The sequence below is a fragment of the Mycobacterium sp. IDUB_21 genome (genome assembly GCF_055419425.1).
In genome coordinates this window covers 41,687-64,818 of the sequence record NZ_JBVAXQ010000012.1, presented here as the reverse complement: position 1 = coordinate 64,818, position 23,132 = coordinate 41,687, and the positions used below count along the sequence as shown (strand labels likewise).

The window sequence follows — 23,132 nt, the reverse complement described above, 5'->3', positions numbered from 1 at the left end:
ACGGATGACGACGACCCGCTTCGCCCGGCTCCGCCGCGCTCGCGATCGCCGTTAGGCTGGCTGCGTGCTGGACCTGCGCTCCGACCCGATCGCACTGACCGCGGCGCTGGTGGACATTCCCAGCGAGTCGCGGCACGAAGCGCGGATCGCCGACGAGGTGGAAGCCGCGCTACGGGCCCAAGCGCCCGGTTTCGAGATCATCCGCGACGGCGACGCGGTGCTGGCCCGCACTCGGCTGGGGCGCCCGACCCGGGTGCTGCTGGCCGGGCATCTGGACACCGTCCCGGTCGCCGGCAACCTGCCCAGCCGGCGCACCAGCGGCGAAGAGGGCGACGTGCTGCACGGCTGCGGCACCGTCGACATGAAATCCGGCGACGCCGTCTTCCTGCACCTGGCCGCCACCGTCACCGAGCCCGCCCATGACTTGACCTGTGTCTTCTACGACTGCGAGGAGATCGATGCGGCGGCCAACGGACTGGGCCGCATCGAACGTAACCTGCCGGACTGGCTGGCGGCCGACCTCGCCATCCTCGGTGAGCCCACCGGCGGCTACATCGAGGCCGGCTGCCAGGGCACATTACGAGTGGTGATCAGCGCCGCGGGCAGCCGGGCGCATTCGGCGCGCTCCTGGCTGGGCGACAACGCCATCCACAAACTGGGGGGGGTGCTGGACCGGCTCGCGGCCTACCAGCCCCGCAGCGTCGACATCGACGGCTGCGTCTACCGCGAGGGGCTGTCGGCGGTGCGCATCGACGGCGGGGTGGCCGGCAATGTGATTCCCGATGCCGCCAGTGTCACGGTGAACTTCCGCTTCGCCCCGGACCGCAGCCCGGATGAGGCGCTGGCCCACGTGCGTGAGGTGTTCGACGGCCTGGACGTGGTGATCGAGCAGACCGACGCCGCCGCCGGCGCCCTGCCGGGGCTCACCGCGCCCGCCGCGGCCGCACTGGTGGCGGCCGCCGGCGGGCAGGTGCGGGCCAAGTACGGATGGACGGACGTCTCCCGGTTCGCCGCCCGCGGCATTCCGGCCGTCAACTACGGTCCCGGCGACCCGAATTTGGCCCACTGCGTCGACGAGCGGGTGCCGGTTTCTCAGATCAGCGCGGCGACCGAACTGCTGCGACGGTTCCTCTCGGGTTAGTCACCGCCGGTTGCGGCCCGGGCCGCCGCCAGCGCGGCCCGGCCGAACGCGCAATCGACCTCGTCACACAGTCGGGCCAGCGGCTCGGCGGTACGGGCATCGCCGAGCCGGATGGCGGTGTGCCAGGCCTGCAACGCCACCGCTGACTGTCCGCTGCGCTCGGCCATCCGGGCGGCGTCGCGGGCAGCGGTGATCGCGCCGTGCCGGTCGCGCATGCCGGCCCGTTGCCAGGCGCGTGCCATCCCCAACTCCGGGGCGAACAGCGCCGACTTGGTTCCGTGCCGGGACTCGGCTCGGCTCAATGCCTTTGCCGCGCCGGCGATGTCGGACTGGCGGGCCAGGGCGGTGGCCAGCAGTGTCAACGACAGCGGACCCCATGAGTAGCCGGTGCGTTCCAGGGTGGCCGCGGCCGGCACCAGCAGCTTGGTCGCGGCTTCGAAGTCATCGGCCGCGATCAGCACCTGTGCCACCAGCACGTCACCGATCGCCCGACCGGGCTGGGCCAGCTCGGCGAAATCGGTGAACTGCCGGGCAAGTTCGCCTGCCTCGGTGAGCCGGTCCGTCATCAGCAGCACGGTGATCTCGGCCAGCCCGACGGTGAACCGCAGGAGTCCGGGATGTTCGGCGTCGGTTGCCCGGCGCGCCAGCGGCCCGACGGCGTCGAATCGGCCGGCCCGCGCCGCACACAGGGCCGCGGCGCTGCCCGCCCAGGCCACCGCCATGTCGTCGGCGGCGGGGTCGGCCAGCACCGCGGTGGCGGCCTCGGCGGCACGGCTAATGCTGCCGGCGTTCATCGCGAAGGTTGCGCCGAGCGCGTCCAGGGTGATGCGCGGGCTTGCGCCGGTGACCCGGCCGCGGATGGCGGCCAGGAATGCGGTGGCGCGTTCGGGTTCGCCCAGCATGAAGAACTGGTTGGCGGCCCGCGGCAGCGCCCAGGCCAGCAACTCCGGCTCGGACAGCCCGGCCGGGTCGACCGCGGACAGCACGGCGTCGGCGTCTCGCCCGCGGCCCTGCCAGCCCAGCGCATGAGCCAGCGCCAGCCGGGCCGGTAGGCCATCGGAGCGGTCCAGCGCACTGCGGGCCAGCCGCTCACCCAGTTCCAGATCCCCCAGCCGCAGCGCCTGCTGCGCCGCGGCCACCACGTCCTCGGCGGGCTGGGGTGCGTCGCTGTCGGCCGCCAGCGCCGCCAGCCGCAGCTGCTCGCCGACGTGCGCGCAGGGCCGCTCCGTCAGCGCGGCGACCACCTCGGTGCGCAGCTCGCGGGCGGCCTGCCCGTCCGGGCCGCCCAGTGCTTTCAGCGCCCGCTCGGCGAACAGCGGGTGGGCGGTGTAGACCACCGGGTCCGGTCCGTCACCGCCGCGGGTGCGGGTTTCTACCGCGCCGAGTTCCTCGGCCTGCTGGATCGCCTCGGCACTGGTGAGGCGCGTCAGGTCGGCCAACACCAGCGGCTCGAGCACGGCCAGGTAGTCCAGTGCCGACCGTGCGGCGGCCGGCAAACCCGCCAAAAAGGCGTCGACGTCACCCGCGCCGGTCGCCTCGTTCGGTGCCGTGATGTCGATGCGGGCCAGCAGGTCGTCGCCCCACAGCGCCGCGATCGGCGGCGGGGCCGCCGGCGCCGCGTCGGCGCGCCCGGTGATGATCATTCGGGCCGAACCGGTCAGTGCCAGCTGGTAGACCAGCGTCGCCGAGAGGATGTCGAGCTGATGCGCGTCGTCGATCACCAGCAGCAACTCGCCCCCCTCGAGGTCCGCGCGGCCGGCGTTCGTCAGCGATTCTCGCGCCGCCCGCAGCAGCGCGGCGGGCTTGCCGATGTCGGCGACCCGGACCAGATGGCTGAGGGCGCCGAACGGCACCGTTCGCTCCGCGGGGGTTCCGATCACCCAGCGGACGTGGGTCGCGGGGTGCCGGCGGGCATGGTCTTCGGCGGCCAGCCGGGCGAGGGTCGACTTGCCGCAGCCGTCGGGTCCGAGCACCACCGCGCCCGCGCGTGCCCCGTCGGCGTCGAGCGCCTCGGTGAGCCGGTGCAGGGCGGCCGAATGCTCGGGAACGTTCCACCGGATCGGCATCGCGGAGATTTTACGGTCTGAGCCACCCGCCGGTTAGCCTTTCGGATGTGCGGGGCAGCGAATGGGCGGTGTGCGTCTACTGTGCGTCCGGCCCGACCGATCCGACGCTGCTGGCGTTGGCCGCCAAGGTCGGTGCGGCGATCGCCGAGCGGGGTTGGACGCTGGTGTGGGGCGGCGGCAACGTGTCCGCGATGGGCGCGTTGGCGGTGGCCGTCCGGCAGCACGGCGGCCGGACCGTCGGGGTGATCCCCAAGGCGCTGCTGCATCGCGAGGTCGCCGACGTGGAATCCGACGAGCTGATCGTCACCGACACCATGCGAGAGCGTAAGCAAGTCATGGACGAACGCTCGGATGCGTTCCTGACCCTGCCCGGCGGGATCGGCACGCTGGAGGAGCTGTTCGAGACGTGGACCGGCGGGTATCTGGGCCTGCACGACAAACCGGTGGTGCTGCTGGACCCCGACGGCCACTACGCGGGGCTGTGGACATGGCTGGCCGGGCTACTCGATGCCGGGTTCGTGTCCCGGCGGGCGATGGACCGGCTGCTGGTGGTCGACGAACTGGAGGCGGCGCTGGACGCCTGCTCACCCGGTACTGCCGGTACCGATTAGGCTGAGTCTTCGCAGGCGACCCGCCGCGCCCGGCTCCGCCGCGCTCGCGATCGCCTGGGACTGTCTTTTAATGGTGCGAAACGGGAGAACAGCGTGTCCGATCACAACTCCGGCGCGGTCACCCGGGTGGGGCTGACCGACATCGTGACCCGGCTGCCCGGGTTGGTGGCCGACGCCCCGGCGATCCTGCGGGGGATGCGGACTGGGCTGCTGGCCCGGCCCACTTCCAAGTCGTCGATCGGCAAGGTGTTTCAGGACCGCGCCGCCAGATTCGGCGACCGGGTCTTCATCCGGTTCGACGAACAGCGGCTGACCTACCGCGAGGCCAACGAGACGGTGAACCGCTACGCCGCGGTGCTGGCCGCCCGCGGCATCGGCCACGGCGATGTCGTCGGGATCATGCTGCGCAACTCGCCCAACGCGGTGTTGATGATGCTGGCCGTCGCCAAATGCGGCGCGGTCGCCGGCATGCTCAACTACCACCAGCGTGGCGACGTATTGGCCCACAGTCTGGGTCTGCTGGAGGCCAAACTCGTTGTCGCGGAATCGGATCTGGTGAGTGCTGTGCATGACAGCGGCGCCCCGGACCAGCCGGAGACCGTCGAGGAGTTGGAGCGGCTGGCCGCCACCGCACCCGACGGCAACCCGGCGTCGGTGGCGGCGGTGCTGGCCAAGGACACCGCGTTCTACATCTTCACCTCGGGCACCACCGGCTACCCCAAGGCCAGCGTGATGACCCACTACCGGTGGCTGCGGGCGCTGGCGACGTTCGGGGGCATCGGCTTGCGGCTGCGCAGCACCGACACGCTGTACTGCTGCCTGCCGCTCTACCACAACAATGCGCTGACGGTCGCGGTGTCGTCGGTGCTCAACGCCGGCGCGACGCTGGCGCTGGGAAAGTCGTTCTCCGCCTCGCGGTTCTGGGACAACGTGATCGCCGCCGACGCGACGGCGTTCGTCTACATCGGCGAAGTCTGCCGCTACCTGCTCAACCAGCCGCCCAAGCCGACCGACCGGGCGCACAAGGTGCGCGTGATCGCCGGCAACGGGCTGCGGCCGGAGATCTGGGACGAGTTCACCCACCGGTTCGCCATCAAGCGGGTCTGCGAGTTCTACGCCGCCAGCGAGAGCAACAGCGCCTTCCTCAACGTGTTCAATGTGCCGCGAAGCACCGGCGTTTATCCGCTGCCGCTGGCTTACGTGCAGTACGACCCCGACACCGGCCAACCGCTGCGCGGCGAGGACGGCTGGGTGCGAAAGGTGCCCTCCGGGCAGCCCGGGCTGCTGCTGAGCCCGGTGAACCGATTCTCCCCGTTCGACGGCTACACCGATCCGGAGGCCAACGAGAAGAAGCTGGTGCGCAACGCCTTCAAGGACGGTGATTGCTGGTTCAACACCGGTGACCTGATGCGCCCGCAGGGCATGGGGCACGCCGCGTTCGTCGACCGGCTCGGCGACACCTTCCGGTGGAAGGGCGAGAACGTCGCCACCACGCAGGTCGAAGCCGCCCTGAGCGCCGATGAGTCGGTCGAGGAGTGCGCCGTCTATGGGGTCGAAGTGCCCGACACCGGTGGCCGAGCCGGGATGGCCGCGGTCAAACTGCGTGACGGCGTGACGTTCGACGGGGCCGCGCTGGCCCGTACCGTCTACGAGCAGCTGCCGTCCTACGCGGTGCCGCTGTTCGTGCGGCTGGTGGAGTCGATGGCGCACACCACCACATTCAAGAGCCGCAAGGTGGAGCTGCGAGATCAGGCTTACGGCTCCGAGGTGGCCGACCCGCTGTATGTGCTGGCCGGCCGGGATGAGGGCTACAAGCCCTACTACGCCGAGTACCCCGGCGAAGTGGCCGCGGGCCAGTGTCCACGGGGCTGACGCCGCGGGTGCGGCGTCACCGGGCACCATAGACGGGTGCAGTCCACGTTCTGCGGTCGTCCGGTGGCGACCGACCGCGCGCTGATCATGGCGATCGTCAACCGCACCCCGGACTCCTTCTACGACGCGGGCGCCACCTTCAGCGACGAGGCGGCCAAGGCCGCGGCGCACCGGGCGGTGGCCGACGGTGCCGACGTCATCGATGTCGGCGGGGTCAAAGCCGGGCCGGGGCAGACCGTCGACGCCGACACCGAGACCGCCCGGGTGGTGCCCTTCATCGAGTGGCTGCGCGGCGCCTACCCCGACCAGCTGATCAGCGTCGACACCTGGCGCTCGGAGGTGGCCAAACGCGCCTGCGCGGCCGGCGCGGACTTGATCAACGACACCTGGGGCGGAGTCGACCCGGGCCTGCCGGCGGTCGCGGCGGAGTTCGGCGCCGGCCTGGTCTGCTCGCACACCGGCGGCGCCGCGCCGCGCACCCGCCCGTTCCGGGTGAGTTACGGCGCAGCCGTAGACGGGGTGGTGGACGCGGTGCTCGACGAGGTCACCGCGGCCGCGCAACGGGCGGTGACGGCCGGGGTGGCGCGCGAGAAAGTGCTGATCGATCCCACCCATGATTTCGGCAAGAACACCTTCCACGGGCTAGCGTTGTTGCGACACACGGAGAGGTTGGTCGATACCGGATGGCCGGTATTGATGGCGCTCTCCAACAAAGACTTCATCGGGGAGACTCTCGGTGTGGGTCTGACCGAACGACTGGAGGGAACGCTGGCGGCCACCGCACTGGCGGCGGCCGCCGGAGCCAGGATGTTTCGGGTACACGAGGTCGGGCCGACCCGGCGCGTGCTGGAGATGGTGGCATCGATCCAGGGCGTGCGGGCCCCGACCAGCACAGTTAGGGGACTTGCATGACCGACCTGGTCGCGGGGCTGGGCGATACCCGGCTGGCCGGGCGTACCTGGAGCCGCCCGGACTGGACGGTTGCAGAGCTGGTCGCCGCCAAGGCCGGTCGCACCATCTCGGTGGTGTTGCCCGCGCTCAACGAGGCGGAGACCATCGGAACGGTGATCGACAGCATCACCGGCCTGGCCGGAGGCCGGTCCGGGGGCCTGGTCGACGAGTTGATCGTGCTGGACTCCGGTTCCACCGACGACACCGAGATCCGGTCCATCGCCGCCGGCGCCCGCGTCGTCAGCCGCGAGCAGGCCGTCCCGGAGGTGGCACCGCAGCCTGGAAAGGGCGAAGCCCTGTGGCGGTCGCTGGCCGCGACCAGCGGCGACATCGTGGTATTCGTGGACTCCGACCTCATCGACCCCGACCCGATGTTCGTCCCCAACCTGGTCGGTCCCCTGCTCACCGGCGATGGCGTCCACCTCGTCAAGGGCTTCTACCGGCGGCCGTTGAAGGTCAACGGCACCGAGGACGCCACCGGTGGTGGTCGCGTCACCGAGTTGGTCGCCCGCCCGTTGCTGACCGCGCTGCGCCCCGACCTGGGGGCCGTGCTGCAGCCCCTTGGTGGCGAGTACGCGGGCAGTCGTGAGCTGTTGGCGTCGGTGCCGTTCGCACCCGGCTACGGGGTCGAGATCGGCCTGCTGATCGATACCTACGACCGGTTGGGGCTGGAGGCGATCGCTCAGGTCAACCTGGGCGTGCGCGCACACCGCAACCGCCCGCTGGCCGAATTGGCCGTGATGAGCCGCCAAGTCGTCGCCACCCTGCTGTCGCGGTGCGGCGTCCCCGACTCCGGGGTGGGTCTCACCCAGTTCTTCGCCGACGGCCCAGACGGTATGGACTACCTGCCGCGCACCACGCCGCTGTCGCTGGTGGACCGGCCGCCGATGAACACGCTGCGCCAGCGCTGACCCCGGTCGTCCCGCGTGCGCCGGTGGTGGTGGCGGACTCCCGCGATGAGGCACTATCGATCCCGTGACACTGGTGTTGCTGTATCTCGTTGTGCTCGTCCTCACCGCGCTGCTGTTGTTCGGGGTGGCCAGCGTGCTGTTCGGCCGGGGTGAGCAGCTGCCGCCGCTGCCGCGGGGGACGACGGCGACCATGCTGCCGGCGTCGGGGGTCACCGGCGCCGATGTCGAGGCGGTCAAGTTCTCCCAGGTGCTGCGCGGCTACAACACCGGCGAGGTCGACTGGGTGCTGGAGCGCCTCGGTGCCGAACTCGACCAACTGCGTGGGCAACTCGCCGCAGCGCAGGCACTCGCCGCAGATCCGTCGAGATCGCGTTGAGCAGCCCGCCCGACGACGGCCGGATCCGGTGTGGCTGGTCCGAGGGGTCGGCGCTGTATCGCGATTACCACGACCAGGAGTGGGGACGGCCGGTGCGGGAGACGGCCGCACTTTTCGAGAGGATCAGCCTGGAAGCTTTCCAGAGCGGGTTGTCGTGGCTGGTGATTCTGCGTAAGCGGGAGAACTTCCGGCGCGCGTTCGCCGATTTCGACGTCGAGACCGTCGCGCGCTACACCGACGCCGACGTGGCACGGCTGCTGGGCGATGCCGGCATCGTGCGCAACCGGGCCAAGATCGAGGCGACGATCGCCAACGCACGAGCAACCCTCGATCTCGGGTCCACTGAACTGGCGGAGCTGTTGTGGTCATTCGCCCCGCCGGCCCGCCCCCGCCCGGTCGATCTGTCGGCTATTCCAGCCGTCACACCGGAATCGACGGCGATGTCGCGGGAATTGAAGCGTCGCGGGTTCCGATTCGTGGGGCCCACCACCGCGTACGCGTTGATGCAGGCCACGGGCATGGTCGACGATCATTTGCGGACCTGTTGGGTGCCGCCGGAAGCCGTCTAGATCCACTAAACTGCGGCTACTGAATCGGGTCTTGTGCACGAGGCGTCGCCGATAGGGGAGAATGGCGGAGTGAATTTGCAGTTCGATGCCGGACGCTGCGACCGCGGTGCACACCCGGCGCAGATCAAGGGCACGGCCGATGGGCTTGTACCTGGAGGGAGTACTCGATGGCGGCGATGAAGCCCCGGACCGGTGACGGTCCGCTGGAAGCGACCAAAGAGGGGCGCGGCATCGTGATGCGGGTACCTCTCGAGGGTGGCGGACGGCTGGTCGTCGAGTTGACTCCCGACGAGGCCGCTGCACTCGGTGACGAACTCAAGGCCGTCACGAGCTAGGCGATCGCAAGCGCGGCGGAGCCGGGCGAAGCGGGTCGCCGTTATGACCTAGGCGATCGCAAGCGCGGCGGAGCCGGGCGAAGCGGGTCGCCGTTATGACCTAGGTCCGGCGCGGCTGGCCGTCCACCTGTCGATATATCGCCAGGGTCTGCTCGGCCACCCGCGCCCACGAGAAGGTCTCGACGCAGCGGAGTCTGCCGGCGTCGCCATAACGTCGTGCCCGCCCGGGGTCGCTGATCAGCGCGTTGACTGCGTCGGCAAGACCCTTGCGATAACCGTCCGGGTCGGTGGCGTCGTAGTGCACCAGCGAACCGGTCGCACCGTCGGTCACCACCTCCGGGATGCCGCCGACGTCGGACGCCACCACCGCGGTGGCACAGGCCATCGCCTCGAGGTTGACTATGCCCAACGGTTCGTAAACCGAAGGGCAGACGAACACTGCTGCCGCCGAAAGTAATTCGCGGATCTGTCGCGCCGGCAGGGTCTGCTGGATCCAGAACACCCCGCTGCGGGTGGCGGCCAGCTCGGTGACCGCGGCGCTCACCTCGGCGGCGATCTCCGGTGTGTCGGGGGCGCCGGCACACAACACCAGTTGCGCATCGGGGTGGAATCGGTGCGCGGCGGCCACCAGGTGGGCCACCCCCTTCTGCCGGGTGATCCGGCCGACGAACGCCACCATGGGCCGGTCCGGGTCGACGCCGAGTTCGGCCAGCATCGACGACTCGGACGCGACCGACTGCGGGCGCCACACGTCGGTGTCGATGCCGCTGTAGATGACGTGCACGCGGTCGGGCCGCAGGTCCGGGTAGACGCGCAGCAGGTCGTCGCGCATCGCCGAACTGACCGCGATCACGGCGTCGGCTGCGGTCGTCGCCAGCTGTTCCGCCCAGGACGACACCCGGTAGCCGCCGCCCAACTGCTCGGCTTTCCAGGGCCGCAGCGGCTCCAGCGAATGCGCGGTCAGTACGTGCGGGATGTCATGGAGCAAGGCCGCCAGGCGGCCGGCCAGGGCGGTGTACCAGGTATGCGAGTGTGCGACGTCGGCCGTGCCGACGGCGTCGGCCATCGTCAGGTCGGCCGAGAGGGTGCCCAGGGCCGGATTCGCGTCCCGCAGTGCCGGATCCGGTTGATGTGCCAGTGCGCCCGGTCGGGGCGCACCGATGCAGTGCACGTCGACGTGACACAAGCGCCGCAGCGCCTCCACCAGGTTCGTCACATGGACGCCCGCACCACCGTAGATCTCCGGGGGGTATTCCCGGGTCAGCATTGCCACCCGCATAACCCGCACGGTAGCGGTCGAGGGCGGCTGGGTGCGCGGCGGATGAGCCGGACAATCTGTAAGAACCTCGTCAATCGTGCGGTCCGCCTGGCAGGGCTTCGAAACGGCCGATAGGTTTGGGGCTATGAGGGAATTGCCGCACGTGCTGGGCATCGTCCTGGCCGGTGGGGAGGGCAAGCGGCTGCACCCGCTGACCGCGGACCGGGCCAAGCCGGCGGTGCCATTCGGCGGCGCCTACCGCTTGATCGACTTCGTGCTGTCGAATCTGGTCAATGCGCGCTACCTGCGGATCTGCGTTCTGACGCAGTACAAGTCGCACTCGCTGGACCGGCACATCTCGCAGAACTGGCGATTGAGCGGCTTGGCGGGGGAGTACATCACCCCGGTGCCGGCGCAGCAGCGGCTCGGGCCGCGCTGGTACACCGGCTCCGCCGACGCCATCTATCAGTCGCTGAACCTGATCTTCGACGAAGACCCGGAATACATCGTGGTTTTCGGTGCCGATCACGTGTACCGGATGGACCCCGAGCAGATGGTGCGCTTCCACATCGACACCGGGGCCGGTGCGACGGTCGCCGGGGTCCGGGTGCCGCGCGCGGAGGCGTCGGCGTTCGGTTGCATCGACGCCGACGAGTCCGGACGGATCCGCAACTTCCTGGAGAAGCCGGCGAATCCGCCCGGTACGCCCGACGACCCGGACAGCACGTATGTGTCGATGGGCAACTACATCTTCACCACCAAGGTGCTGATTGACGCGATCCGTGCCGACGCCGACGATGACCATTCCGACCACGACATGGGTGGCGATATCATTCCGCGCCTGGTGGCCGACGGGATGGCCGCCGTCTACGACTTCTCCGACAACGAGGTGCCCGGCGCCACCGAACGTGACCGTGGCTATTGGCGCGATGTCGGAACCCTGGATGCGTTCTACGACGCCCACATGGACCTGGTGTCGGCGCACCCGATCTTCAACCTGTACAACAAGCGCTGGCCGATCCACGGCGCGACGGAGAATCTGGCGCCGGCGAAGTTCGTCAACGGAGGATCGGCCCAGGAGTCGGTAGTGGGTGCGGGCAGTGTCATCTCGGCCGGCTCGGTTCGCAACACCGTGTTGTCGTCCAACGTCGTAATCGACGACGGCGCGATCGTGGAGGACAGCGTCCTCATGCCCGGGGCGCGGGTGGGGCGCGGCGCCGTGGTGCGCCACGCGATCCTGGACAAGAACGTGGTGGTCGGCCCGGGCGAGATGATCGGTGTCGACCTGGAGAAAGACCGTGAGCGGTTCTCGATCAGCGCCGGCGGCGTGGTCGCCGTCGGCAAGGGCGTCTGGATCTAGCGGGTCGCTGCCAGGGCTAGAACGGTTCCTCGGCGCCGCCCGGGTTGCAGCCGTTGGCCAACAGGCTCAGGGTGCTGACGACCGGGCGCCACGGCTCCAGATTCCAGCTGGTCTTGCCGGGTTCGATGAACTCGGCAAACTGCCAGTGGCACAGGAACTGTTCGCGCATCCCCGATGTGTTGGCGTCCGGGTCTCGTTTCACCACCTCCGACCAGGCCTGCTCACCCTGGCGCAGCGTGCCGGTTTCGCCGGCTTCGGTTCGCCCGGTGTCGGTCGGATAGACCCGCAGGCTGGTCCCGCCGTCGTAGGTCACCCATTGGGTGTGCTCGACGTAGGGGGCCGCGCCGATCCCCGAGGCGCCCAGCCAGCCACCCGAGCCGCCCAGTCCACCGGCACCGCCCTCGCCGCCGAGACCCCCGTCGCCGCCGCGGCCGAACAACAGCCCGCCCGCACCGCCGTCGCCGCCGGCGCCGCCGTTGCCCGCCGCGATGTCCGCCGAACCGGCACCACCATCGCCGCCCGCACCGCCGGCCCCGCCGCTGCCCATCCACCAGCCTCCGTCACCTCCGGCGCCGCCGACCCCGCCGTCAATTCCGAGATCGCCGACGCCCCCGACTCCACCGGCACCGCCGATGCCCATGAACCAGCCACCGGCACCGCCGTCGCCGCCGGCGGCACCGGCGCCACCCAGGCCGCCCGCGCCACCGTGGCCGAAGAACCCGGCCATGCCGCCCATGCCGCCGACACCGCCCGCACCGTCGATACCCGCACCGCCATTGCCGAATAGGAACCCGCCGTCGCCGGCGTCACCGAACCCGCCCCACTGACCGAACATGCTGGTGTTGACGTCGTCGAATCCGTCGATGCCGTCGCCGATCAGGTCGCGGCCGAACAGCGTGACGAACGGTGCGTTGATCAAGCCGATGCTGAACTCCCCGAATGGACTGGTGATCCACTCCTGCAGGCCGGCGTGCAGCGGACCGTAGAAGAGCTGGTCCAGCCATGCGGCGGTGTCGAGGGATTGGCCCGGACCCGGCAGCGCCAATATCGCGTCGATCGCCGACGAGAACATGCCATTGGTCGCCGGATCGAGCTGGCCCACCCAGGTCTGCGCCAGTTCCATCAAGCTGCCCAAGTTGAGGCCGGGATCCGTCGTGTCGACGGCTGCCATCGGCTCAATCAGCTCGGTTCCCCAGTCCCAGTCCGCCTGTGCGGTCGGGGCCGTCGTTGCCGGGGTGATGCCGAGCAGGACGGCGGCACCCAGCGCGCCGGCCATTCGGTTGGGGGAGAGTGCCCGAATGCCGCCACTGCCTCGCCGCGGTCTGCGCATGGCTCGACCAGCCTCCCTAAGACTCGCAAGTCGCCTCTAACAGGCCGGGTTAACAGCTTGCGCTTAGGGGACTGTAAGCCAAAGGAGTTCAAAAGTGGAATAACGGCTACCAAAAATGCGGAATCAGGTGGTAACGGACCCGTTGGGTGTACTCGCGGTAACCGCCGAGCTCTTCGGTGAGCAGCCGCTCCTCGTCGCGGATACGCAACACCAGCAGGGCCACCCCGGGCAGCAGGAACACCAGCCCCCAGTAGGAGCCGAGCGCCAGCGGGACCCCGATCATCAAGATGACGTTGCCGGTGTACATCGGATGTCGTACCCACCCGTACAAGCCCGTCGAGACCAGCGTCTGACCGGCTTCCACGGTGACGTTGGCGGCCGCGTAGCCGTTCTGGACGACTACCAACATGGCGACACCGAGTCCGATCGCCACCAGCACATCGCCGAGCACCGCGACTGCTGCCGGTACCGCCGACCATCCGAAGCGGTGATCGAGTGCGCTGAGCACGAACATCGCCGGGAAGCAGATGAATATGGCAGTGATGACGATCCGCTGCACCGGTCGGCTCTCGGCCAGTGGCCCGGCCCGCATCCGCCGATCCAGCGCGGCCGGATTGGTGCGCATCAGGTAGACGCTGGGAATCCAGGTGGACAGTGCGAACACCGCGAGAAATGCCCAGGCCTGCCAATAGTGCAGAGTTCCGGCCGGCACGAACAGCAGCACTCCGAATACGATCAGGCCTAACGAGGCTGAAACCAATCCCTTGCCAATAGTTTTCACGTCTACCTCCTCACATGTTCAGGTCTCTGCGGCGGAAAGTCAGGGCGCCCAGAGCAATCAGCGCGGCGTCGATCGCCAACAGCACCGCCAGCGGCGCGACGCTGAATCCGCCGTCGCCGACCAGTGGAATATGAGTGAACGGCTCGAGGTTGAGGACCCACTGCGGCAGGCCGGAGATCGTGCCGAGCAGATACAGCGCGACGAACCCGATCAGCACCGCCCAGGCGGCGGGAGCGAATCTCGGGGCGATCCCGAACAGTGCGACGGTCACCGCCGCGGGTAGCCAGACCGCCGGCAGCTGTACCGCGGCGCTGCCGATCACGGTGGCCAACTGCCCACCGACATCGCCCACCGCCACCCCGTAGACGACTCCGGCCACCACGCCGGCGGTCAGTATCGCGATGGCCGATCCGGCCAGCGCGATCACGACATGACTTGCCAGCCAACGGTTTCGCCCGACCGAACCGGCGAGCAGGGTCTCCGCGCGCGAAGCTGACTCCTCCTGCTGTAGTCGCAGCACCAGCGAAACCGCGAACGCGGCCGCCACCATGCCCAGCATGGTGAACGCCACCGCGACGAATGCCTGCTCCAGTGCTGCGGTACCGCCCAACCGGACGACGATGTCGCGCGCGCTGTCGCTGCCGACCTCGTCGCCGATGCCGTGCACCACGCTGCCGACCAACAACCCGTAGAGCACCAGACCCACCGTCCACAGCAGCAGCGCACCGCGATCGAGCCGCCACGCCAGACCGAACGCGCCGGCCAGCCCCGGCGCCCCCCGGCGCGGTCCCGGACGATCGGCCAGCAGCCCGGCACCGACATCACGGCGGGCGGCCAAGCGGTAGGCCAGCCAGGTGAGCGTGGCCGTCGCCGTCAGATGCAGGACCAGCACCGGCCAGCGGTCACCCCCGTAGGGCCGCACCTGTAGCGACCAGCCCAGCGGTGAGAGCCACGACAGCGCGCCGGACCCCGCGTCGCCGACCGCGCGCAGCGTGAAGGCGGCGGCCAACACGCCGAACGCCGCGCCGCGGGCGAACCGGGCGCCGGGGGGCAACTGTGCGGCCACCGCCGCCACGGCGGTGAACACCAGCCCGGAGCAGGCCAGCGCTGCACCGAACGCCCAAGAACCCGCCGCCGGAACCTCGGTGGTCAGCAGCCCGGCCGCCCCGATGACACCGGTGGCGACCGACGCCCCGAACGCCAACAGCAGCGCGCCGGTCAGTCCGGCATAGCGGCCCACCGCGGTCGACTCGATCAACTCGGTGCGGCCGGTCTCCTCGTCGGCGCGGGTGTGCCGGATGACGGTCAGGATCACCGCCACCGCGATGAGCGAGTGGAAGATCCCGGCCTTCCAGATGCCCACCGCACCGAGGGTGTCGTTGTAGACCTGGCCGTACACCGCGCGCTGCGCCGGACTGGCCATGATGGTCGCGGCCAGCCCGGCGCGGTCGGCTGCGGTGGGGTAGATGGACTCGATGCTGGCGATGTAGACGTTCGCCAGCGGCAGCGACAACAGCAGTACCCAGAGCGGCAGGACGACGCGGTCGCGGCGCAGATAGAGCCGGAGCATGCCGAGGGTGCCGGAGAAGTCCGATCGGCGCGGGAAGGGCCGGGATGCCGACTGTGCTTGGGGCGCTGCGGCGGTGATCATGCCCGCACCGTGTCGTAATGGCGCAGGAAGAGCTCTTCCAGCGTCGGCGGACGGCTGGTGAGGCTGCGTACTCCGGCCGCACCGAGCACGGCAATGAGCTCACCGAGGCTGTCGCTGTCGACCTGCGCGTGCAGCACGGTGCCGGTGTAGCGCACGTCGGCGACCCCCCGAATCCGCGTGAGGTCGCCCGGATCGCGCATCAGGTCGGCCTGGATCGACGTGCGGTGCAGGTGGCGCAGCGAATCCAGTGAGCCGCTCTCGATGACCCGCCCGGCGCGGATGATCGTCACCCGCTGGCACAGTGCTTCGGTCTCGGCCAGGATGTGGCTCGACAGCAGGACGGTGGCCCCGCGCCGGCTCGCCTCGGCGACACACTGCTGGAATATGTTCTCCATCAACGGGTCCAGGCCGCTGCTGGGTTCGTCGAGCAGCAGTAGCCGAGCGTGCGAGGAGAAGGCTGAGATCAGGGACACCTTCTGGCGGTTGCCCTTCGAGTAGGTGCGAGCCTTTTTGGTCGGGTCGAGGTCGAAGCGTTCGATCAGCTCGTCGCGCCGCTGTTCGTCGATCCCGCCGCGCATCCGGGCCAGCAGGTCGATGATCTCGCCGCCGGACAGCGACGGCCATAACGTGACATCACCTGGTACGTAAGCGATCTCACGGTGCAAATCGACCGCGTCCGTCCAGGGGTCGCCGCCGAGCAGGCGCACGCTTCCGCTGTCGGCCTTCACCAAGCCCAGCAGGATCCGGATAGTGGTCGATTTGCCGGCGCCGTTCGGGCCGAGGAAGCCGTGCACCTCGCCGCCGTGCACCGTCAGATCCAGCCCGTCCAGCGCCTTGACCTGACCGAAATGCTTCTCCAGTCCACGGATTTCGATCGCCGGCCAACGGTTGTCAGGTCGCATCGGTTCCCCCTTGTTGGGCTTGTCGGAAGGCGTCATACATGGTGCGGTCGGTCAGCAGGCCCTCGGTGTACAACTCGAGTGCGGGTAGGACCATGTCGCGGGCGTAATCACGTAGCACGGCCCGCAGATCGGTCGAGTTCTCGTGCATCTGCAGATACAGCAGGAATCCGCCACCGTTGTTCATGGCCAGGAAACGGGCCCGGGCTTTCGGGTCGCGGCTGGGTTTGAGGGTGCCGGCGCGGACGCCCTCGTCGAGGTAGCCCTCGGCGTTGTCGATCATCCGGCGCCACAACGTGTCTGCCAGCTCGCCACCGGACTGCATGCTGCGGACCAGGTAGGCCATCATCGACGCGTAGGACTCGATCTCGGCCATGGCGGCGAACCAGGTCGCCGGGTCGGCCGAGCGCATCGCCTCGGATTTCCCGCTGCGGATCTCTTCGGCGACGAACTCGTCGCAGGCCTTGCGCAGCCCTTCCTTGGAACCGAAGTGGTGAATGACCAGGCCCGCGCTCACCCCGGCGGCTTCGGCGATCGCTCGCACGCTCACGCCGAAGCCATGCCGGCCGAATTGCTCGATCGCCGAATCGCGGATTTTCGCGCTGGCCGTCAGGTCCGCTGAACGCATGTTCAATATGCTAAACAGCCGTTCAATAGAACGTCAAGCGCTACCGCGTGTGCTCGGACGGCCTCTAGAAGTGGTAGCGGAGGACCACGTTTCCCCTCCGCGACACCGTGGTGCTGTGGGCGGACAGCTGGTTGATCAGACGAAGGCCCAGCGGGAACTGGGCGACTTCAGGCTGGCGCGTGCACAGGATCTCGTCGAGCAGTTTCAGCTTGGGGTGCCAGGATTCCGGGTAGCGCGGGTCGTCGAAACCGGGGAACTTGACCACACCGCGGATGGATTCGGCGACGGGAAAGCGCTTTTGGGCCCAGACCGCGAACTTGCTGTAGCCGTTGAAGGCGATCTCCCCGCTGGGAAAGTGGCCGATGATCCGGCTCACCAGGGAGATCATCTCCTGTTCGGAGAGAAACGCGATCAGCCCGTCGGCAACCGCCACGACGGGCCGGTCGGTAGGCAGGGCCTCCAGCCAGGAGGGGTCAGTCAGGTCGGCGCCGACCCCGTGGGGCGTGGCACGATCGGGCAGTAGTTGCCGCCGGGCGTGGATGACCTCCGGAAAATCGATGTCATACCAGTTCGCGGTGGCCGGCGGGATGACCCGAAGCGCCCGACTGTCCAAACCGGCACCGAGGTCCAGGGCGACCGCGTCGGGGTGGCAAGCGATGAATTGTCGGGCGATTTCGTCCAATACCTTGGCCCGATGTGCGATGTAGATCGCGCTGCTCCTGGGGATTCCGAGCTTCTTGTAGTCGTAATCGACGCTCCGGACCACCTCGTCGGCGGTCCTGTCGCCCAGGATGGGGTGGGGCAAGCAGTTGTCGAGCGCTCGGCCGCACAGCGTCAACCACAGGCTTGCCTGCAGCGGCGAGAAAACCGGAAGGGCCATTGCCATGTGGTCACTCATCCGTTCTTGTCGCGGTTGTGGGCAGGGGTGGTCACATCGACTGAACGCATGTTCAATATGCTAAACACGCGTTCAGTCGAGCGTCAAGCATCTGCGGTGAACGTGCGTAAATCCGGAAGATCGGTCGGCGTGTCCACCGGGGACGCGCGCCCTCGCGAGGGGGCGGGGTCAGTCTCGGACGGCGGCCAGTAGTCCGTCGCCCAGTGGGATCAGTGCCGGGGTCAGCCGCTCGTCCTCGGCGATCAACCGCGCCGCTTCGCGCACCGCGATCACCTCGGCGTCGTTGGCCGCCGGGTCTCCGGCCCGGCCACCCAGGGCCGCCCGGTGGACCACCACCACACCGCCGGGCCGCAGCAACCGGACGGCCTCCAGCACGTATTCGGGCTGGTCGATTGGGTCGGCGTCGACGAAGACCAGGTCGTAGGACTCGTCGGCGAGACGGGTCAGCACCTCCTGGGCGCGGCCGCTGATGAACCGGGTTCGCGACGGCCCGATGCCGGCGTCACCGAATGCTTGCTTGGCGGTGCGCTGGTGTTCGGGCTCGATGTCGATCGTGGTCAGGACACCGTCTTCGCCCATACCCGACAGCAGCCATAGTCCGCTGACGCCGGCCCCGGTGCCGACCTCGACCACCGCCTTGCCGCCGCTCAGCTTGGTCAGCAGACTCAACAACGCGCCCACCGCTGCGCTGATCGACCCGACGCCGATCTCGCCGGCCCGGTCGCGGGCGGCCGCCAGGACCGCGTCCTCGGACATCGAGCCCTCGGCGTGCGCCAAAAGGGCATCGGCCCGGCTGTGCGGCGGCTGCGGCCGGGAAGTGTCGTCGGTGCTGGCCATGTGCGCAGCGTAGGACAAAGTCGCGGGCGAGCGTACGCAGGCTCGCCCGCCCGACACGCCCGGGACGAGGTCCGTGTCCGAACCGTTACCTGGAGCCGTAGGCGCACCGTGCAGCGCATTCGAACACAAGTTCACAGTCGGCGTTCAGTGCCAACACAGAGCCGACACACCGCGGTACGCAACGGTATCGGCATGGAACGAGGTAGGAACCGGCCTCGAGACGCTCGGAATACGAGGGGCCCGTCGCACGTTGATCGCGATAACGCGCTGTCGTCGCCTGACGGCGGCCCTGATGCGGAGGACGTCGCCATAACCACGTTGCTGCCCCCGGTCGCCATGTCGCATCCGACCACCCACTCGGACCGATACTCCGACACCGACTGGACCGAGCCGTCCGAGGAGCCGCAGGGCACCGCGGTGTTCGACGCCACCGGGGACGTGGCGGCCATGCCGTCCTGGGACGAACTGGTGCGCCAGCATGCCGACCGGGTGTACCGGCTGGCCTACCGTCTGTCCGGCAGCCAGCAGGACGCCGAGGATCTGACCCAGGAGACCTTCATCCGGGTGTTCCGCTCGGTGCACAACTACCAACCCGGGACTTTCGAGGGTTGGCTGCACCGGATCACCACCAACCTGTTCCTGGACATGGTGCGCAAGCGTGGCCGGGTCCGGATGGAGGCGCTGCCGGAGGATTACGACCGGGTGCCGGCCGACGAGCCGGACCCGGAGCAGATCTACCACGATGCGCGGCTGGATCCCGACCTGCAGGCGGCGCTGGACTCGCTGGCACCGGAGTTCCGGGCGGCCGTCGTGCTGTGCGACATCGAAGGCCTGTCGTACGAGGAGGTCGGCGCCACTCTCGGGGTCAAGCTGGGCACCGTGCGCAGCCGCATCCACCGAGGTCGCCAGGCGTTGCGTGAGTACCTCGCCGACCGTCCCGGCCAGCGCGACGGTGCAGCGTTCGGCGGTGTCGCGGCCGGCTGAGGCTGGCCGCAGACACCCGGGTTGCCGCGTTGGCGCGCAATATCGCGCTACATTCTTATAAGGACGAATCTTATGGGGCGTAGTTCGGTGTAAGCGCCAGGGCTAAGGCCGGTGTGACGGAAGGAGTCCGGTGGTGACGGACCGGGGAGGTGTCTTCCGTCGCGCATTCTCTTGGCTTCCTTCGCAGTTCGCCTCGCAGAGTGACGCGCCAGTCGGTGCCCCGCGCCAGTTCGGCTCCACCGAGCACCTGTGCAGTGAAGCGGTCGCCGCCTACGTCGACGGCGAGTTGCGGATGAACGCGCACCTGCGCGCCGCCCACCACTTGTCGCTCTGCGCCGACTGTGCGGCCGAAGTGGAGTATCAGGGCCGGGCCCGGTCGGCGCTGCGGGACTCGCATCCGATCCGGATTCCGTCCGCGCTGCTCGGCCTGCTGGCCCAGATCCCCGATTGTCCCGCCGAGTGCCCTCCCGACGAGCCAACCGCCCGGTTCGCCGACGGCAAGCCGCAAGACCGCCGCAAACGTCGGTAAGGTGGGTGCGATGCGGCGCCAGCGCCCCGTAGCGCTTCGCTTGCGGCGCCTCGAAGCCGACGCGGGACCGGAAGAGGAATAGGTGAGCTCCAATAACGAGAACGCCGGCGGTAACCGCCTGGCGCCGCGGCCCGTCTACCGGCCCCCCGTGGACAGCGCGTCCAAGAAGGCCTTCGGCCGTCCCGACGGGGTGCCCGGATCGTTCACACCGGCCGATGTGCGGCCCAAGAAATACCGTGATCAGGGTGCGTACACCCCACGTGACCTGCCGCCCGACCCGGTGCTCAAGGAGGCGTTCAGCCGTCCCTTCGGCGCCGGCACTTCGCTGCAACGCCATCCCGCCGATGCCGGTGCGATGGGCCGCAACGGCAAGCCGGACGAGTTCACCGAGACCGACGACCCGTGGCGTGACCCCGCCGCGGGCGCCGCACTGGGTGCGCCCGCCGTGGTTCCGCCACGGCCGCGGGTGCCCGGCGAAGTGGGCGGTCGCCTCGGGGTGCGCGACGTGCTGTTCGGTGACCGCGTCTCCTACCGCGCACTGGGCATGCTGGCCGCGATCGCGCTGGCGATCGGCATGCTCGGCGGTTGGGTCGGGCGCACCACCGCGCAGGTCGTCGAGGCGTTCACCACCTCGAAGGTGACACTGTCCACCAAGGGCAACGACGAGGAGCCGGCCGGGCGGTTCGCCAAGGTCGCCGACGCGGTCGCCAATTCGGTGGTGACCATCGAGTCCGTCAGCGACGACCAGGGCATGCAGGGTTCCGGCGTCGTCATCGACGGCAAGGGCTACATCGTCACCAACAACCACGTCATCTCCGAAGCGGCCAACAACCCCAGCAAGTTCAAGACCACGGTGGTGTTCAACGACGGCAAAGAGGTGCTGGCCAACCTGGTGGGACGCGACCCGAAGACCGACCTGGCCGTGCTCAAGGTCGACAACGTCGACAACCTGAGCGTGGCCCGCCTCGGCGACTCCGACAAGGTGCGGGTCGGCGACGAGGTGATCGCGGCCGGAGCCCCGCTGGGGCTGCGCAGTACCGTCACCCACGGCATCATCAGCGCGGTGCACCGGCCGGTGCCGCTGTCGGGCGAGGACTCCGACACCGACACCGTCATCGACGCGGTTCAGACCGACGCCTCGATCAACCACGGCAACTCCGGGGGTCCGCTGATCGACATGGATTCGCAGGTCGTCGGGATCAACACCGCCGGAAAGTCCTTGTCCGACAGTGCCAGTGGGCTGGGTTTCGCGATTCCGGTCAATGAGATGAAGATGGTGGCCGACGCGCTGATCAAGGATGGCAAGATCGTGCACCCCTCGCTGGGGGTGAGCGCCCGGTCGGTCAGCAATGCCATCGCCTCCGGCGCGCAGATCGCTAACGTCAAGGTGGGCAGCCCCGCGGAGAAGGGCGGCATCCTGGAGAACGACGTGGTGGTCAAGATCGGTGACCGCACCGTCGCCACCGCAGACGAGTTCGTCGTGGCGGTGCGCCTGTTGGAAATCGGGAAGGAAGCGCCTGTCGAGGTGGTCCGCGACGGACGCCATGTCACGCTGACCGTGACCCCCACCGGCGACGGGTAAATGCTCGGCTGATGTTTGCCAATGTCGGCTGGGGGGAGATGCTGGTCCTGGTGGCGATCGGGTTGGTGATCCTGGGCCCGGAGCGGCTGCCGGGAGCGATCCGATGGACTGCGGGCGCGTTGCGTCAGGCCCGCGAGTACGTCACCAGTGCCACCGATCAGCTGCGCGACGAGATGGGCCCCGAGTTCGACGATCTGCGTGTGCCGCTCAGCGAATTGCAGAAGCTTCGCGGGATGACGCCGCGAGCAGCCCTGACCAAGCATCTGCTCGACGGGGACGATTCATTGTTCACCGCAGTCGGTGCATTGGCCGAGGATCCGCGCGCCGTGGTGCCGTCACCGGCGGCTCCCAAGCCGGCGCTGGGAGAGCCAGCCCCGTTCGACACCGACGCGACTTAGCCCACCGGCTCAGCGTCGTGTGTTGCCGGTGTCCAGGCCCAGCGACATCCCGACCAGTCCGCGTCCGCGGGTGGCCAGTTGGTCGGCGATCCGACGCAGCTCCTTGCCGGCGACGGAGTCCAGCGCGAGCACCACGGGGGACCCCGAGTCTCCGCCGGTCACCATCTCGCTGTCGATCGGCACCTGACCCAGCAACGGCACATCTCGGCCCATTGCGCGGGTCAGCCGCTCGGCGACCCGCGCGCCGCCGCCCTCGCCGAACAGGTGCATGGTGGATCCGTCGGGCATCGCCAGCCCGGCCATGTTCTCCACCACGCCGACGACCTGCTGGCGGGTCTGCAGGGCGATCGCCCCGGCCCGCTCGGCCACCTCCGCGGCCGCCTGCTGCGGGGTGGTCACCACCAAGATCTCGGCTGGGGGGACCAACTGGGCAACCGAGATCGCGATGTCACCGGTGCCCGGCGGCAGATCGAGTAGCAGCACATCCAGGTCGCCCCAGTAGACATCGGCGAGGAACTGCTGCAACGCACGGTGCAGCATCGGGCCCCGCCACACCACCGGCGTGTTGCCTTTGGTGAACATCGCGATCGAGATCACCTTCACGCCGTATCCGATCGGCGGCATGATCATCGAATCGACCTGGGTGGGCAGCGCCGTGACGCCCATCATCCGCGGCACCGAGTGACCGTAGATGTCGGCGTCGAGCACCCCGACCGACATGCCGCGTTCGGCCAGCGCGACTGCGAGGTTGATCGTCACACTGGACTTGCCGACCCCGCCCTTGCCCGAGGCGATCGCGTAGACCTTGGTCAGCGATCCCGGTTGGGCGAACGGAATGACAGGTTCCTTGGCGTCGCCGCGCAGCTGCTTGCGCAACTCGGCGCGCTGCTCGTCGCTGAACACGTCCAGGGTCACCTTGACCGGTCCGGTGCCGGGCACGTCGCTGACCGCATTGATCACCATGTTGGTGATCTCCGATTTCATCGGACAGCCCGAGATCGTCAGATAGATCGTGACGTGCACGCTGTGGTCGTCAGCGATCTCGATGCTCTTGACCATGCCCAGCTCGGTGAGAGGACGCTGGATGTCGGGGTCGAGCACGGTGCCCAGCGCGGCGTAGATCGCGTCGTGCAGGGCTGCGGTGTCATCTTGATTCTTGGACATC

General features: G+C 69.0%; 22 protein-coding genes and 1 pseudogene. 13 read left to right on the top strand and 10 right to left on the bottom strand.

Annotated elements, in window-relative coordinates:
• The first annotated feature begins 64 nt into the window (after positions 1–64).
• Positions 65–1,141 (top strand): succinyl-diaminopimelate desuccinylase, encoded by a 1,077-nt coding sequence (gene dapE / locus ACZYY4_RS17490; protein WP_463811259.1) that lies wholly within the window; start codon positions 65–67, stop codon positions 1,139–1,141.
• Here the strand turns inward: dapE and ACZYY4_RS17485 are convergent.
• Complete coding sequence (locus tag ACZYY4_RS17485) at positions 1,138–3,207, bottom strand: AAA family ATPase (protein WP_463811258.1); 2,070 nt, start codon at positions 3,205–3,207, stop codon at positions 1,138–1,140. The two genes, dapE and ACZYY4_RS17485, sit on opposite strands and share 4 nt — an antisense overlap.
• 47 nt (positions 3,208–3,254) lie before the next feature.
• Here ACZYY4_RS17485 and ACZYY4_RS17480 point away from each other — a divergent pair, with 47 nt between their 5' ends.
• The 7 genes and pseudogenes from ACZYY4_RS17480 (at position 3,255) to ACZYY4_RS17450 (ending at position 8,832) form a co-directional block, all read left to right on the top strand.
• Positions 3,255–3,818 carry an LOG family protein gene (locus tag ACZYY4_RS17480; protein WP_463811257.1) on the top strand — a complete coding sequence of 188 codons (564 nt, stop codon included), beginning with the start codon at positions 3,255–3,257 and terminating at the stop codon, positions 3,816–3,818.
• 93 nt (positions 3,819–3,911) lie between these two features.
• The gene (gene fadD6, locus ACZYY4_RS17475; RefSeq protein WP_463811256.1) at positions 3,912–5,690 is read left to right on the top strand and encodes a long-chain-acyl-CoA synthetase FadD6; all 1,779 of its coding nucleotides are present in this window, start codon (positions 3,912–3,914) and stop codon (positions 5,688–5,690) included.
• A pseudogene (folP, locus tag ACZYY4_RS17470) lies at positions 5,620–6,602 on the top strand (dihydropteroate synthase). The gene fadD6 and the pseudogene folP overlap by 71 nt, the downstream one beginning before the upstream one ends.
• Complete coding sequence (locus tag ACZYY4_RS17465; protein WP_463811255.1) at positions 6,599–7,552, top strand: glucosyl-3-phosphoglycerate synthase; 954 nt, start codon at positions 6,599–6,601, stop codon at positions 7,550–7,552. The pseudogene folP and the gene ACZYY4_RS17465 overlap by 4 nt, the downstream one beginning before the upstream one ends.
• A gap of 64 nt (positions 7,553–7,616) precedes the next feature.
• Positions 7,617–7,928 carry a DivIVA domain-containing protein gene (locus tag ACZYY4_RS17460; RefSeq protein WP_463811254.1) on the top strand — a complete coding sequence of 104 codons (312 nt, stop codon included), beginning with the start codon at positions 7,617–7,619 and terminating at the stop codon, positions 7,926–7,928.
• Positions 7,925–8,497, top strand: a complete 573-nt coding sequence (locus ACZYY4_RS17455; protein ID WP_463811253.1) for a DNA-3-methyladenine glycosylase I — start codon at positions 7,925–7,927, stop codon at positions 8,495–8,497. Before ACZYY4_RS17460 ends, ACZYY4_RS17455 begins: the two co-directional genes overlap by 4 nt.
• Positions 8,498–8,664: 167 nt before the next feature.
• Positions 8,665–8,832: a DUF3117 domain-containing protein gene (locus ACZYY4_RS17450; protein WP_003885506.1), complete on the top strand. Its 168-nt coding sequence runs from the start codon at positions 8,665–8,667 to the stop codon at positions 8,830–8,832.
• Positions 8,833–8,932: 100 nt separating this feature from the next.
• Here the strand turns inward: ACZYY4_RS17450 and glgA are convergent, their stop codons facing one another.
• Positions 8,933–10,111, bottom strand: coding sequence for a glycogen synthase (gene glgA, locus ACZYY4_RS17445; RefSeq protein WP_463811252.1), 1,179 nt, complete (start codon positions 10,109–10,111; stop codon positions 8,933–8,935).
• A gap of 124 nt (positions 10,112–10,235) precedes the next feature.
• Between glgA and glgC the strand changes: the two genes are divergently transcribed.
• Positions 10,236–11,450 (top strand): glucose-1-phosphate adenylyltransferase, encoded by a 1,215-nt coding sequence (gene glgC, locus ACZYY4_RS17440; protein ID WP_463811251.1) that lies wholly within the window; start codon positions 10,236–10,238, stop codon positions 11,448–11,450.
• Positions 11,451–11,466: 16 nt separating this feature from the next.
• Here the strand turns inward: glgC and ACZYY4_RS17435 are convergent, their stop codons facing one another.
• The 7 genes from ACZYY4_RS17435 to ACZYY4_RS17405 form a co-directional block, all read right to left on the bottom strand.
• Positions 11,467–12,780, bottom strand: coding sequence for a DUF2599 domain-containing protein (locus ACZYY4_RS17435; RefSeq protein WP_463811250.1), 1,314 nt, complete (start codon positions 12,778–12,780; stop codon positions 11,467–11,469).
• A gap of 106 nt (positions 12,781–12,886) precedes the next feature.
• Positions 12,887–13,561 (bottom strand): methyltransferase family protein, encoded by a 675-nt coding sequence (locus tag ACZYY4_RS17430; protein WP_463811249.1) that lies wholly within the window; start codon positions 13,559–13,561, stop codon positions 12,887–12,889.
• Between the two features lie 10 nt (positions 13,562–13,571).
• Positions 13,572–15,212 carry an ABC transporter permease gene (locus ACZYY4_RS17425; protein WP_463811248.1) on the bottom strand — a complete coding sequence of 547 codons (1,641 nt, stop codon included), beginning with the start codon at positions 15,210–15,212 and terminating at the stop codon, positions 13,572–13,574.
• Positions 15,209–16,114 carry an ABC transporter ATP-binding protein gene (locus ACZYY4_RS17420; protein ID WP_463811247.1) on the bottom strand — a complete coding sequence of 302 codons (906 nt, stop codon included), beginning with the start codon at positions 16,112–16,114 and terminating at the stop codon, positions 15,209–15,211. The genes ACZYY4_RS17425 and ACZYY4_RS17420 overlap by 4 nt, the downstream gene beginning before the upstream one ends.
• Positions 16,104–16,739 (bottom strand): TetR/AcrR family transcriptional regulator, encoded by a 636-nt coding sequence (locus ACZYY4_RS17415; protein ID WP_463811246.1) that lies wholly within the window; start codon positions 16,737–16,739, stop codon positions 16,104–16,106. Before ACZYY4_RS17415 ends, ACZYY4_RS17420 begins: the two co-directional genes overlap by 11 nt.
• Before the next feature lie 64 nt (positions 16,740–16,803).
• Positions 16,804–17,625: a class I SAM-dependent methyltransferase gene (locus ACZYY4_RS17410; protein WP_463811245.1), complete on the bottom strand. Its 822-nt coding sequence runs from the start codon at positions 17,623–17,625 to the stop codon at positions 16,804–16,806.
• 180 nt (positions 17,626–17,805) lie between these two features.
• Complete coding sequence (locus ACZYY4_RS17405; RefSeq protein ID WP_463811244.1) at positions 17,806–18,474, bottom strand: O-methyltransferase; 669 nt, start codon at positions 18,472–18,474, stop codon at positions 17,806–17,808.
• A gap of 192 nt (positions 18,475–18,666) precedes the next feature.
• Here ACZYY4_RS17405 and sigE point away from each other — a divergent pair, with 192 nt between their 5' ends.
• The 4 genes from sigE (at position 18,667) to tatB (ending at position 21,967) form a co-directional block, all read left to right on the top strand.
• Positions 18,667–19,458 (top strand): RNA polymerase sigma factor SigE, encoded by a 792-nt coding sequence (sigE, locus tag ACZYY4_RS17400; protein WP_463811368.1) that lies wholly within the window; start codon positions 18,667–18,669, stop codon positions 19,456–19,458.
• A 133-nt stretch (positions 19,459–19,591) separates the two neighbouring features.
• Positions 19,592–19,987, top strand: coding sequence for an anti-sigma E factor RseA (rseA, locus tag ACZYY4_RS17395; RefSeq protein ID WP_463811243.1), 396 nt, complete (start codon positions 19,592–19,594; stop codon positions 19,985–19,987).
• Between the two features lie 82 nt (positions 19,988–20,069).
• Entirely contained in the window at positions 20,070–21,569 is a 1,500-nt protein-coding gene (htrA, locus tag ACZYY4_RS17390) for a serine protease HtrA (RefSeq protein ID WP_463811242.1), read from the top strand.
• An 11-nt stretch (positions 21,570–21,580) separates the two neighbouring features.
• Positions 21,581–21,967 (top strand): Sec-independent protein translocase protein TatB, encoded by a 387-nt coding sequence (tatB, locus tag ACZYY4_RS17385; RefSeq protein WP_463811241.1) that lies wholly within the window; start codon positions 21,581–21,583, stop codon positions 21,965–21,967.
• Positions 21,968–21,976: 9 nt separating this feature from the next.
• Here the strand turns inward: tatB and ACZYY4_RS17380 are convergent, their stop codons facing one another.
• On the bottom strand, positions 21,977–23,131 hold the full coding sequence (locus tag ACZYY4_RS17380) for an Mrp/NBP35 family ATP-binding protein (RefSeq protein WP_463811240.1): 1,155 nt from the start codon (positions 23,129–23,131) through the stop codon (positions 21,977–21,979).
• Position 23,132: the final 1 nt, after the last annotated feature.